12 protein-coding genes are annotated in these 12473 nt (G+C 72.5%); 10 read left to right on the plus strand and 2 right to left on the minus strand.

The genetic code is table 11. The annotated features are described in order from the left end of the window. The first annotated feature begins 25 nt into the window (after positions 1-25). The 3 genes from KBX26_RS01125 to KBX26_RS01135 are packed head-to-tail and all read left to right on the plus strand — an operon-like array spanning position 26 to position 2771. Positions 26-730, plus strand: a complete 705-nt coding sequence (locus tag KBX26_RS01125) for a (Fe-S)-binding protein (RefSeq protein WP_210864460.1) — start codon at positions 26-28, stop codon at positions 728-730. Further along, a complete protein-coding gene (locus tag KBX26_RS01130; protein WP_210864461.1) occupies positions 727-2172 on the plus strand; it encodes a LutB/LldF family L-lactate oxidation iron-sulfur protein in 1446 nt (481 codons plus the stop codon). Before KBX26_RS01125 ends, KBX26_RS01130 begins: the two co-directional genes overlap by 4 nt. Further along, positions 2169-2771, plus strand: a complete 603-nt coding sequence (locus tag KBX26_RS01135; protein WP_245233581.1) for an LUD domain-containing protein — start codon at positions 2169-2171, stop codon at positions 2769-2771. Before KBX26_RS01130 ends, KBX26_RS01135 begins: the two co-directional genes overlap by 4 nt. Here the strand turns inward: KBX26_RS01135 and lspA are convergent. Then, positions 2760-3260 carry a signal peptidase II gene (gene lspA, locus KBX26_RS01140; RefSeq protein ID WP_210864462.1) on the minus strand — a complete coding sequence of 167 codons (501 nt, stop codon included), beginning with the start codon at positions 3258-3260 and terminating at the stop codon, positions 2760-2762. The two genes, KBX26_RS01135 and lspA, sit on opposite strands and share 12 nt — an antisense overlap. Before the next feature lie 208 nt (positions 3261-3468). On the opposite strand from lspA, the gene KBX26_RS32050 reads away from it, so the two are divergent. From KBX26_RS32050 to KBX26_RS01160, 5 genes are read left to right on the plus strand one after another with little or no spacing between them, the layout of a single operon-like run. Further along, entirely contained in the window at positions 3469-5058 is a 1590-nt protein-coding gene (locus tag KBX26_RS32050) for an ABC transporter substrate-binding protein (RefSeq protein ID WP_247680116.1), read from the plus strand. Further along, positions 5028-6047: an ABC transporter permease gene (locus tag KBX26_RS01145; RefSeq protein ID WP_307857722.1), complete on the plus strand. Its 1020-nt coding sequence runs from the start codon at positions 5028-5030 to the stop codon at positions 6045-6047. Before KBX26_RS32050 ends, KBX26_RS01145 begins: the two co-directional genes overlap by 31 nt. Beyond that, positions 6040-6924 (plus strand): ABC transporter permease, encoded by an 885-nt coding sequence (locus KBX26_RS01150; protein WP_210864464.1) that lies wholly within the window; start codon positions 6040-6042, stop codon positions 6922-6924. The genes KBX26_RS01145 and KBX26_RS01150 overlap by 8 nt, the downstream gene beginning before the upstream one ends. Next, positions 6921-7925 (plus strand): ABC transporter ATP-binding protein, encoded by a 1005-nt coding sequence (locus tag KBX26_RS01155; protein WP_307857723.1) that lies wholly within the window; start codon positions 6921-6923, stop codon positions 7923-7925. Before KBX26_RS01150 ends, KBX26_RS01155 begins: the two co-directional genes overlap by 4 nt. Next, positions 7922-8602, plus strand: coding sequence for an ATP-binding cassette domain-containing protein (locus KBX26_RS01160; RefSeq protein ID WP_307857724.1), 681 nt, complete (start codon positions 7922-7924; stop codon positions 8600-8602). Before KBX26_RS01155 ends, KBX26_RS01160 begins: the two co-directional genes overlap by 4 nt. Before the next feature lie 23 nt (positions 8603-8625). Here KBX26_RS01160 and KBX26_RS01165 read toward each other — a convergent pair whose 3' ends face one another. Next, the gene (locus KBX26_RS01165; protein WP_210864465.1) at positions 8626-9612 is read right to left on the minus strand and encodes a zinc-dependent alcohol dehydrogenase family protein; all 987 of its coding nucleotides are present in this window, start codon (positions 9610-9612) and stop codon (positions 8626-8628) included. A 341-nt stretch (positions 9613-9953) separates the two neighbouring features. Between KBX26_RS01165 and KBX26_RS01170 the strand changes: the two genes are divergently transcribed. Both KBX26_RS01170 and KBX26_RS01175 read left to right on the plus strand, forming a co-directional pair. Next, on the plus strand, positions 9954-11786 hold the full coding sequence (locus tag KBX26_RS01170) for a copper resistance protein CopC (protein WP_247680072.1): 1833 nt from the start codon (positions 9954-9956) through the stop codon (positions 11784-11786). Between the two features lie 65 nt (positions 11787-11851). Continuing rightward, positions 11852-12466, plus strand: coding sequence for a copper chaperone PCu(A)C (locus KBX26_RS01175; protein ID WP_210864467.1), 615 nt, complete (start codon positions 11852-11854; stop codon positions 12464-12466). Positions 12467-12473 lie beyond the last annotated feature (7 nt).

Consider the following 12473-nt stretch of genomic DNA (forward strand, 5'->3'; position numbering starts at 1 on the left):
GCCCACACCCACCCGAGGAGCCGCCGTGCGGATCGCCCTCTTCATCACCTGCGTCAACGACCTCGCGTTCCCGGCCACCGGCATCGCTGTCACCCGCATCCTGCGGCGGCTCGGCCACACCGTCGACTTCCCCACCGACCAGACCTGTTGCGGGCAGATGCACGCCAACACGGGTTACCGGGCCGAGGCGATGCCGATGGTGCGCAACTACGTCGACGTCTTCGACTCCTACGACGCCATCGTCGCGCCCTCCGGGTCGTGCACCGCGATGATCCGCGACCAGTATCCGCGCCTGCACCCGCCCGCCACCTCGGTGGCCGCCCGCACCTACGAGCTGTCCGAGTTGCTCGTCGACGTTCTCGGCGTCACCGACGTCGGCGCCGAGTTCCCGGAGACGGTCACCTACCACCCCACCTGTCACGGCCTGCGGATGCTGCGCCTGGGCGACCGGCCGTTGACCCTGCTGCGCCAGGTGCGCGGGATCACGCTGGTCGAGCTGGGCGACGCCGAGGAGTGCTGCGGTTTCGGCGGCACCTTCGCCCTGAAGAACCCGGACGTCTCCACAGCGATGCTCACCGACAAGTGCGCCCGGGTTCGTGACACCGGCGCACGGGTGCTGGCCGCCGCCGACAACTCCTGCCTGGCGCACATCGGCGGCGGCCTCGACCGCCACCGCTCGGGCGTACGGGCCATGCACTACGCCGAGATTCTCGCCGGGGCCAGCTCATGAGCCAGCCGGTCGCACCCGCCACCGGGAGCGGACGGATCCGCACGCCGCTGCCCTTTCCCACCGCCGCCAAACCGGCAGTCGCCGACCCGCAGCTGCGGGCCAACCTGCACCGGGCCACCCGCACCATCCGCGCCAAGCGCGCCCGGGTCGTCGACGAGGTACCCGACTGGGAGGCGCTGCGCGACGCCGGCTCCGCGATCAAGGCGGACGTCCAACGTCGGTTGCCGGAGCTGCTGGAGCAGTTCGAGGCATCCGTCACCGCCGCCGGCGCCACAGTGCACTGGGCCCGCGACGCGGCCGAGGCGTGCCGGATCGTGGTCGCGTTGACCCGGGCCGCCGGGGCCGACGAGGTCGTGAAGGTCAAGTCGATGGCGACCCAGGAGATCGAGCTCAACGAGGCGCTGGAGGCCGCCGGGATCGCCGCGTACGAGACCGACCTCGCCGAGTTGATCGTGCAGCTCGGCGAGGACACCCCCTCACACATCCTGGTGCCGGCGATCCACTACAACCGGGCGCAGATCCGGGAGATCTTCCAGCGTCGCATGCCCGACGTGCCGGCCGACCTGAGCGACGAACCGGCCGCGCTGGCCGAGGCGGCCCGCGCCCACCTGCGACGACGGTTCCTCTCGGCCCGGGTCGCCGTCTCCGGCGCCAACTTCGCCGTGGCGGACACCGGCACCCTCGTGGTGGTGGAGTCCGAGGGCAACGGGCGGATGTGCCTCACCCTCCCCGAGACGTTGATCAGCGTCGTCGGCGTCGAGAAGCTGCTGCCGACCTTCACCGACCTGGAGGTCTTCCTGCAACTGCTGCCCCGGTCCTCGACCGGCGAGCGGATGAACCCGTACACCTCGATGTGGACCGGTGTCACCCCCGGCGACGGTCCGCAGGACGTGCACGTCGTTCTTGTCGACAATGGCCGCTCCGCCGTGCTCGCCGACCCGGTGGGGCGGCCGGCGCTGTCCTGCATCCGTTGCTCCGCCTGCCTCAACATCTGCCCGGTGTACGAGCGGGCCGGCGGGCACGCGTACGGCTCGGTGTATCCGGGGCCGATCGGGGCGATCCTGTCGCCGCAGCTGACCGGGGTGGCCGACAACGCCTCGCTGCCGTACGCGTCGACCCTCTGCGGCGCCTGCTACGACGTCTGCCCGGTGAAGATCAACATTCCGGAGATCCTGGTCCACCTCCGCCAGCAGGCGCCGCATCCGCCGGCCGAACGGGCCGCCATGGGTGTCCTGTCCTGGGTGATGCGCAGCCCTCGGCGCTGGGCCGCCGCCCTGCGCCTGGCCCGGGCGGGTGCGGGGCCGCTCGGGGCGTACCGGATGCGCCGCACCGGCGCGCGTACGCTGCGCCGACTGCCCTGGCCCGGGTCGGCGTGGACCCGGTCGCGCGACCTGCCGCTGCCCGGGCCGCAGACCTTCCGGGAATGGTGGGGGAAGCAGTGAGCGCACGTGACGAGATCCTGGCGCGGCTGCGGACGGCCCTGGCCGACAGCCCGCCGCCGGTGCAGGTGCCCCGCCGCTACCGCCGGGTCGACGACCGCCCCGACCTGATCGCCACCCTGGTCGACCGCCTGGAGGACTACCGGGCGGTGGTCCACCATGGCATCGACGCCCTACCCCGGCTGCTCAGCGAGGTCGACCGGCTCGCCGTCCCCGCCGACCTGCCGGCCGACTGGCTGACCGGTTACGCCGGGCAGGTGCACCGCGACGCGCCCGCGCTGTCACCGGCCGTACTCGACGACCTGGACGCGGTGCTGACCGGCTGCGCGGTCGCGATCGCCGACACGGGCACCATCATCCTCGACGCCGGCCCGACGCAGGGGCGGCGGGCGCTCACCCTGGTGCCCGACCGGCACATCTGCGTCGTTCGCGCCGACCAGGTGGTCGGTCTGCTGCCCGAGGCGCTCACCCGGCTGAATCCGCGCGCGCCGCAGACCTGGATCTCCGGCCCGTCCGCCACCAGCGACATCGAGCTGAACCGGGTCGAGGGAGTGCACGGCCCGCGCCGGCTGGAGGTCGTCCTGGTCGGCTCAGGAGCCTGACGACACCTGCTCGCGGGTCTCGCCCGCCGTCGCCCGCAGCGGAACGCCACGCACGTTGAGCAGCATGACGATGCCCACGCCGACCACCAGGGCGATGTCGGCGACGTTGCCGACGAAGAACCCGGCGTAGTCGATGAAGTCCACGACGTGCCCGCGAGCGAACCCCGGCTCGCGCAAGAGGCGGTCCAGCAGGTGCGTCGTCGCGCCGCCGAGCACCAGGCCCAGCGCCACCGCCCAGGCCCGCGAGGTGACCCGCAGCGCCACGACCGTCACCGCGACCACCGCCGCCGCCGCGAACACCGCGAAGATCCAGGTGTACGCGGAGCCGATCGAGAAGGCGGCACCCGGGTTGTAGACGAGTCGCAGCTGCAGCAGGTCACCGAGAACGGTGATGGTCTGCCCGCCGGACAGCGCGGACTCGACCCAGTACTTGGTGAGTTGATCCGCGGCGAGCACCACGGCAGCGATCAACACGACGACGCGGAACACCCCGGAACCCTAGCCGGTCGGCGGCAACAGTCACCACCGGCGGTGAACGCGAGCCCGTACGCCGGCGGCCCCGTTGATCAACAGCATGACGCACAAGCTTGGTAATTGCCAAAGACTGGCAACTGTGCCACCGTGATGATCAACGGTTGCGGCGTTGCGCCCACCCGACCAACGACTCCCCACACCACAGGAGCCCTCCGTGACCCGGATGCGTCCGACCGTCCGACGCCTCGCGGCGTCGACCGCGGCGGCGGGAATGCTCGTCCTCGCCGGCTGTTCGGCCCCGGCCACGCCCGACGGCTCAGCGGGCGGGACCACGCTGGTCGTGGCCACCTCCGACGAACCGGACGCGTTGAACCCGATGCTCAACTACGGCGTCGACGGCGCCTCGCTGATCTTCGACGGCCTCGTCAGCCGGGACGCTGACAACCGCCTCGTCGCCGCTCTGGCCACGGCGTTGCCGGAGCTGTCGCCCGACGGGCGCACCGTGACCGCGAAGCTCCGCGACGGCGTGCAATTCCACGACGGCACCACGCTCACCGCCCCGGACGTTCTCTTCACGTACCAGGCGGTGCTGGACCCGAAGGTGGACTCCACGCTCCGCTCCGACCTGGACATGGTGGAGTCGGTGACCGCGCCCGACGCGGCCACCGTCGTGTTCCGGCTGCGCTACCCGTACGCGCCGTTCCTGCAACGGCTCACTCTCGGCATCGTGCCGGCCAGGCTGCTCAGCGGGCAGGACATCAACACCGCCGGGTTCAATCGCAAACCGGTCGGGACCGGGCCGTACAAGGTTGAGTCGTGGACGCCGGGCGACCGCCTGGTGCTCACCGCGAACGAGAGCTACTTCGCGGGCCGACCGAAGAACAACCGGGTGGTGGTGGCGTTCGTCGCCGACGACAACGTCCGCGCCCAGCGGATGCGCGCCGGCGAGTTCGACGCCGCCGAGCTGCCACCGAAGCTCGCCTCCGGCTTCGACGCCGACGCGGCGTACCGGGTGCAGCGGGTGCCGACCGCCGACTACCGGGGCGTGATGCTGCCGACGGGCAACCCGGTCCTCGCCGACCCGGCGGTCCGCCGGGCGCTCAACCTGGCCGTCGACCGGGCCGCGATGGTCTCCGGAATCCTCGGTGGCGCCGGCGAACCGGCGTTCGGCCCGATCCCGCCGACCTCCGAGTTCACCGACGCCTCGATCATCGGCAAGCCGACCGCCGACCCGACGGCGGCGGGCGCGCTGCTCGACGCGGCCGGCTGGACCCCCGGCCCCGGCGGGATCCGCGTCAAGGACGGCCGGCCGGCCCGGTTCACGCTGATGTACCCGGCCAGCGACACGCTGCGCAAGGACCTGGCGCTCGCCGTCACCGCCGACGCGAAGAAGATCGGCATCGGGGTCACCCCGGCCGGGCTCACCTGGGACGCCATCGACCCACGGATGAGATCCGACGCGCTGCTGATGGGCTACGGCACGCCGTACGACCCGGATTTCGTCTCGTACAAGCTGTTCAGCTCCCGGTTCGCCGGGCAGGGCTACTTCAACCCGGGCTCGTACCGCTCCGAGGTGACCGACCGGGCCCTCCAGCAGGGCCGCGACCAGATCGACCCGAATCTTCGCAGGGCCGCGTACGCGCGGTTCCAGAAGCAGTTGGCCGCCGACGTACCGTGGCTGTTCCTCACCTACCTGCGGCACACCTACGTGCTGAAGTCCTCGGTGCGCGGTGTCGCTCCCCGCGTCGAGGCGCACGAGCACGGGGTGGCAAACAGCCTCTGGTGGAACATCGACACCTGGACCCGGTCGTGACCCGCTCCGGTCGACTGGCCGGGGCGAAGGCGGTGCTCCGGCGTCGGCTGCTCGTCGCCGTGCCGGTGCTCGCCGCGACCAGCGTCGGGATGTTCGCCCTCGGCGCCGCCTCGCCGGTCGACCCCGCGAAGCAGTACGCGGGCGCGGCGGCCTTCACCGCCAGCGAGGAGAACCTGGCCCAGCTGCGCGCGAACTGGGGCGTCGACGACCCGGTGCCGGTGCAGTACCTGCGCTGGATCGGCAACCTCGTGCGGGGCGACCTGGGCTGGTCGACCAGCCGGCACGAGCCGGTCGCCTCGGTGCTCGCCGCCCGGGCCGGCTGGACGCTGCTGCTGATCGGCGTGGCCCTGGCCCTGGCCCTGGTCGGGAGCCTGCTGCTGGGCTCGTTGGCCGCGTACCGCCGGGGTGGGCTGTTCGACCGCGCGCTGCGCGCCAGTGCGTACGCGGTGCAGTCGATGCCGGTCTTCTGGCTGGGCCTGGCCGCGATCGCCGTGTTCGCGCTGGCCCTGGGCTGGTTGCCGGCCGGCGGGCTCACCGATGTCACAGCGACCGGCACGTCCTGGGGCGACGTGGCGCACCACCTGATCCTGCCGGTCGGGGTGTTGGCCGTGTCCCAGGCGCCGTGGTTCGTGCTGTTCGTCCGGGACGCGGTCGCGGAGAGCATGCGCGACGACCACGTGCTCGCGGCGCGGGCGCGAGGGTTGCCCGGCCGGACGGTGCTGTTCGGGCACGCGCTGCGAACCGCGCTGCTGCCGTTCCTCACCCTGGTCGGCACCCACCTGCCCGAACTGGTCGGCGGGGCGGTGCTGGTCGAGACGGTCTTCTCCCTGCCGGGCCTCGGCGCGGTCACCGTCGCCGCCGCGCTGGGCAGCGACTTCCCGCTGCTGGCGGCGATCACGCTGGCCACCACCGCGGTGGTGCTGGCCGCGAACCTCGCGACCGACCTGGCCTACGCCGCCGCCGACCCGAGGGTACGACTCGATGGCTGACCTTGCTACCCGACCGCCACTGCTCCACGTGGCCCGGTCCCGGCTGCGACTGCGCCCCGGCCAGACCGGTGTCGTCATCGCCGGTCTGGTCCTGCTGACGACCGTCGCCGGCTCGCTGCTCGCACCGCTCGTCTGGCCCCTCGACCAGAGCGCCGTCGCGCTGGACCAGACCCGGTTGGCACCGTCGTGGACCCACCTCGCCGGCACCGACGACCTGGGCCGCGACGTGGCGCACCGCGCCGTCTACGGGTTGCGGGTCTCGTTGCTCGTCGGGGCTGTCGCCGCGCTCGTCGCCACGGTCCTCGGGGGCGTGATCGGCGGGATCGCCGGCACGCTCGGCGGCCGGGTCGACCGGATCCTGATGCGGATCGTGGACACCATCGCCGCGATGCCGCACCTGCTGCTGGGCATCTTCATCGTGGCCATGCTGCGGCCCAGCCTCGGTGCCGTGATCGCCTCCGTCGGGCTCACCCACTGGCTGTCCACCGCCCGCATCGTCCGATCCGAGGTGCTCAGCCTGCGGACCCGACCGTTCATCGACGCCGCGATCAGTGGCGGAGCCGGCCGGTTCCGGGTCCTCACCCGGCACCTGCTGCCGCACGTCCTGCCCCGACTGGCGCTGGCCACCACCCTGATGATCCCGCACGCGGTGTGGCACGAGACCGCCCTGTCGTTCCTCGGCCTGGGCCTGCCGCCGCACCTCGCCTCACTGGGCAACATGATCAATGACGGTCAGGGGTCGCTGCTGACCGGTGCGTGGTGGGCGAGCCTGGCGCCGGGCGCGGTCATCGTCGTCGTCACTCTCGCCATCGCGGTCCTCGCCGCCCGTTGGCGTGACCGCTTCGATCCCCGGGTTCGAGCGGAGCTGCACCTGTGACCACCACCGAATCCGTTCCCGCCCCGGCGTCGCCCCGCGCCGCCGCTGGTCAGCCGCTGCTCGCCGTGGATGGCCTCGGCGTCGAGTTCCGGCTGCGCGACGCGCGGGTGCGCGCCGTCACCGATCTCAGCCTCACCGTGGAGGCCGGCGAACTGCTGGCCGTCGTCGGCGAGTCCGGCTGCGGCAAGTCCGTCCTGGCCCACGCCCTGCTCGGCCTGCTGCCGGCCAACGCCACGACCACCGGCCACGCCGTCCTGCACGAGTCGGACGGCGAACCGGTCGACCTGATCACCTGCGGTCAACGCCAGCTGGCCCGGCGGGTACGCGGGCGCCTGGTGGGCCTGGTTCCACAGAGCCCGGCCACCGCCCTGAACCCGGTCCGCACCGGACGGCGGCTGCTCGCCGAGACGCTGCGGGCGCACGGCCGCGACCGCGCCGACGCCGACCAGCTCGCCGTCGACGTCGGGCTCGACCCGGCGGACCTGGAGCGCTACCCCCACGAGCTGTCCGGCGGGATGGCACAGCGGCTGGTCACCGCGCTTGCGCTGGCACCAGACCCGGCGCTGCTCATCGCCGACGAGCCCACCACCGGGCTGGACCGGCCGCTGGTCGACCACACCCTCGACCTGCTGCGCCGCCGCTGCGACAACGGCGCCGCCGTCGTGCTCATCACGCACGACCTGGCCGCCGCGCGCCGGGTCGCCGACACCGTCGCCGTGATGTACGCCAGCCGCGTCGTGGAGCACCGCGACACCGACGAACTCTTCACCGCGCCGACCCACCCGTACGCCTCGGCGCTGCTCGACGCCCTGCCGGACCGGGCCTTCCGGCCGGTGCCCGGCGACCCGCCGATGCTCACCGCGCTGCCCCCCGGTTGCGCGTTCGCGCCCCGCTGCCCGCACCGCAGCGACACCTGCGCTCACCCACCAGAGCCGACACCGGTCGCCGGTGGCGGCACCGTGGCCTGCCACCACCCGATCCGCACCGGAGCCAACCCGTGACCAGCACGCCACACCTGCTCGCCGACGAGGTGACCGTCGGGTACGGCCGCCAGGTCGTCCTCGACCGCGTCACGGTGCGGATCGACCGGGGCGAGACGGTCGGACTGCGCGGGCCGTCCGGCTGCGGAAAGTCGACACTGGTACGGGTCCTGGCCCTGCTGCACCAGCCCGATCAGGGCCGGGTCAGCATCGACGGCACCGCAGTGAACGCCGTTCGGTACGCCGTGCCGGTGGCCCTACGGACCCGCGTCGCCGCTCTCTTCCAGAGCCCGCGCGCCGCCGCCGATCCCCGGCTGAGCCTCACCGACCTGATCGCCGAACCGCTGCGCGCCACCCGGACACCCGAGGCGGCGGTCCGGGAACGGGTCACCGAACTCGCCGACCTGGTCGGCCTCACCGCGGATCTGCGCAGCCGACGTCCGCACGCGGTCTCCGACGGGCAACTGCAACGCGCCTGCCTGGCCCGGACCCTCGTGCACCGTCCCGACTACCTGCTCTGCGACGAGGCCACCGCGATGCTCGACGCCTCCACGCAGGCGCACGTCGCCGCCGTCATCCGCGACTACCAGCTGACCCAGCAGGCCGGGGTTCTGGTCATCAGCCACGACCAGACCCTGCTGGAGCGCTGGAGCGACCGGATCGTCGACCTGGCCGGCACGGCACCCGCACGGACCTGACCTCCCGGCCGACGGGTTCCCACTCAGTCGGCGACGTCCACGATGACCTTGCCGTTGGCGGTGCCGTCGGCAACCAGGCGGTGGGCGTCCATCACCGTGTCGAGCGTGAACCGGCGCGCGTCCAGTCGGGGACGCAGCGCACCGGCTTCGGCCAGCGCCGCGATCTCGCGCAGGATGGCACCGTGGTGGTCACGGCCCCGCCCGGTGAGCATCGGCAGCAGGGTGAACACGCCCGAGTAGGTGGCGCCACGGAACGACAGCGGGGCGAGCGAGTGTGCGCCCCAGCCCAACGCGCTGACGACGTGCCCGTGGTAGGTGCGGACCGCCGCGAACGAGGCGTCGAGGGTCGTGCCACCGACGTTGTCGACGATGATGTCGAAACCCTCACCGCCGGTGTGTCTCTCGACGTACTCGTCGACGGTGCTCGTGGTGTAGTCGATCGGCACGGCGCCCAGGCTCTCGATCACCGGCAGGTTCGCCGGCCGGCCCGTGGCGTACACCTCGGCGCCTCGCGCCCGGGCGAGTTGCACGCCCACGTACCCGACCCCGCCGGCGCCGCCGTGCACCAGCACCTTCTGCCCGGCGTGGACCCCGGCCCGGTCGACCAGACCTTCCCAGGAGGTGACTGCCGCCAACGGCAACGCGGCGGCCTCCCGCATCGAGAGGTTGTTCGGCTTGTGAGCCAGCAACCGGGCGTCCACGGCGGTGTACTCGGCCAGCGAGCCCGGCAGGTCACCGACTCCCCCGCACAGCCCGTACACCTCGTCTCCCGGGGCGAAGCCGGTCACCTCCGCGTCGACCGCCGCGACCACACCGGCGAGGTCCATGCCGAGCACCGCGGGTAGCTGGACACGCGCGTGTGCGGCCTTCCCCGCCTGGATCTTCGTGTCGAGCGGGTTGACCCCGCTGGCGACGACCCGCACCAGCACCTGACCGGGCCCGGGGGCGGGGTCGCCGATCTCCTCGACCGTCAGCGGAACGTCGAAGTCCCGCAGCACCGCAGCCCGCATAGCCCCCACACTCTCCGTGATCGAGACGTCAGGTGGACGCTAACCGACCGGATTGCCGACCGGGCGGCTTCTTCGGTGACCGGCCCTGGCACCCGCCGGAAACTTTCGCCCGACGCCGGCCGACCATCCCGGTGCCACCGTTCCACCCGCCCCGCTTTTGCCATCTGAGGAAAAAGATCGTCACCTCTTGTAAAAAGTCTCCGCGCAGTCAGGATATTCAGATGCGTCGTCACCCTCAGATCGTTGGGCGGGTGGTCTCGGGCCTCCTCGCGATCCTCCTCGCCTCGGCGGTCGCTCTCCTCGCGTCCGCTCAGCCTGCCGCAGCTCACGGGACCCTCGCCATGTCCACGCCGGCGGGTGGCGCCACGGTGCGCGAGCCGTTGACGTCGGTGCAGCTGTTCTTCACCGAGAAGGCCGCGGCCAACGCGTTCTTCACGGTCACCGCGCCGGGTGGCATCCGGGTCGACAATGGCTGGTCGTACGGGGAGCCGAAGCCACTGGACAAGCCGGTGCGCGAGTACTTCCTGGTGAACGGCCAGTTCGAGCCACGCGAGTACACGACCGGGTTCCCCGCGACGGTGGCGGTCGCGCACCTGCCGGCCAAGGGTGAGTACTCGGTGAGCTACCTGTCGGTCGCCTCGGACGGCGACCCCGTACGCGGCACCTTGACCTTCCGCTACGCCGGGCCGGTGACGGCGGCGCCCAAGGGGTGGAGTCCGCCGTCGACCCAGCCGGATCCGGCGCTGTTGGCTACCGCCGAGCAACACGGGTCGTCCGGGCAGGCGTCGGCAGTGCCGACGGTCGCGGCCGAGACCCCGATTCCGCCGTCCGCGGCAGCGGCTGCTCCGATCGAGTCGACGGACGAGAGCGGCCCCGGAGCGGTCGCGTGGATCGGCCTGGCGGTGGTCGCGGTGGCGGTCGCGGCGGCGGGATTCGCCGTCTGGCGTCGGCGGTCGGCCTCCACTGGCAGACCCGTCGGCCGGGGCCGTACCGCGTCGGCGACATCCGGTCGACGCGGCGCCGGCACCCGTCCCGGAACCAGGACCCCCGGCACCAAGGGCGCCGGTAGCAGGACCGCCGCTGCCAAGACTGGCGGCGGCAGGGCGGTCGGTGGCAGAACCGACGCAGACCGGGCCGCCGCGACGACCGGCAACGGTACGCAGACCTCGGACACTCGACCGCCCGCCGACCCCGGAGCGTCGCCGGACCCGGACCTCGCCAGCGCGACGCCCCGGTCCCGGCTGAGCAACACCGGGCTGGCACTGTTCGTCGGTGCCCTGGTGCTGGCCCTGCTCGGCGGGTTCGGCTTGGCGCGCATCAGCGGCAACGAGGGCCCGGCCGCCAACACCGCCCGGCAGCCGGCGGGCGGTCCGCCCGCCTCCGGCCCGGCGGTGTCCGCGACCGACGGACACCAACACCCGGCGGGCACCGGGCCGCACACGCACCGGGGCGACAGCGGAACAGGCGAGACGCTTGCCACCGGGACGACCGTCAGCGCCGCCGGCTTCACGCTGCAACCGCTGGAACGAACCCAACCCGCCGGGGTACGCGCCGACTACCGCTTCCGCATCGTCGGCACCGACCGGCAGCCGGCGACCCGCTTCGCGGTCGTGCACGACAAGCCGTTGCACCTGATCGTGGTGGGCCGGGACCTGACCGGCTACCAGCACCTGCACCCGACGATGGCACCCGACGGCACCTGGAGCGTCCCGCTGACGCTGGCCCGACCCGGCGGCTACCGCGTCTACGCCGATTTCTCCGTCACCAGTGCCAACGGCACGCCGCTGCCGCTCGTGCTGGGCGTCGACCACACAGTGCCGGGCGCGCACACCCCGGCCGTGCAGCCACCGGCGCAGACGCAGGCGGCTGCCGGTCCGTACGCGGTGTCGATGACCGGTACCCCGACGGTGGGGGTGACGGCGCCGATCCACTTCCAGGTCACCAGCGCCGCTACACCCGCCCAGTTGGAGCGGTACCTGGGCGCGTACGGGCACCTGGTCGTCGTGCGGGAGGGCGACCTCGGCTACGTGCACGTCCACCCCGAGCAGGAGCTGGTCGACGGGACCGTCAAGTTCTGGTTGACCGTGCCAAGTGCCGGCCGGTACCGGGCCTTCTTCGACTTCCAGGTCGCCGGCACGGTGCACACCGGGGAGTTCACGATCGACGTGCCCTGAGCCTGGAACTTTCTCCGTGCTGCTGCCGACCTACCAGCCAGCAGCAACCATCGGAGGAAGAACACATGCGCAGCACCAGCCCGCTCGGTCCACGCCGCCGCTCGGCCGCGATCCTCGCCGCCACGATCCTGACGGTGGGCACCGCCGGATGCGGCTCGTCCGACTCTCCGTCGACTGCGCAGCCGGGCCCGTCCGCGTCGGCGTCGGCGTCGGCGTCGGCCAACCCGGACGCTGGTGTGCTCGGCATTCGTGACCCGTGGGTGAAGGCCGCCGACAAGGGCATGACGGCGGCCTTCGGCACCCTGGTCAACGACGGCGACAGCGACGTCACGGTGACCGGTGCGACCACCGCCCTGTCCTCGATGGAACTGCACGAGATGGCCATGAAGGACGGCACTATGGTCATGCGGCAGAAGCGGGGTGGCATCGTGATCAAGGCCGGGAGCACCCACGCGTTGGAGCCCGGCGGCGACCACCTCATGCTGATGAACCTCACCAAGCCCGTACAGGCCGGCGACGAGGTGACCTTCACGCTGACCTTCGCCGACGGCAGGACCCAGCAGTTCCGCGCCGTGGCCAAGCCGTTCACCGGCGCGCAGGAGAGCTACGCCCCGGGGCACGGCCAGCCTCTGCCCGGCACGAGCGCCACGCCGACGATGAGCATGAGCCCGGCATCGTGACGCGGAC

This window comes from Micromonospora sp. C97 (assembly GCF_018070385.1).
Taxonomy (GTDB): Bacteria; Actinomycetota; Actinomycetes; order Mycobacteriales; family Micromonosporaceae; genus Micromonospora; species Micromonospora parva.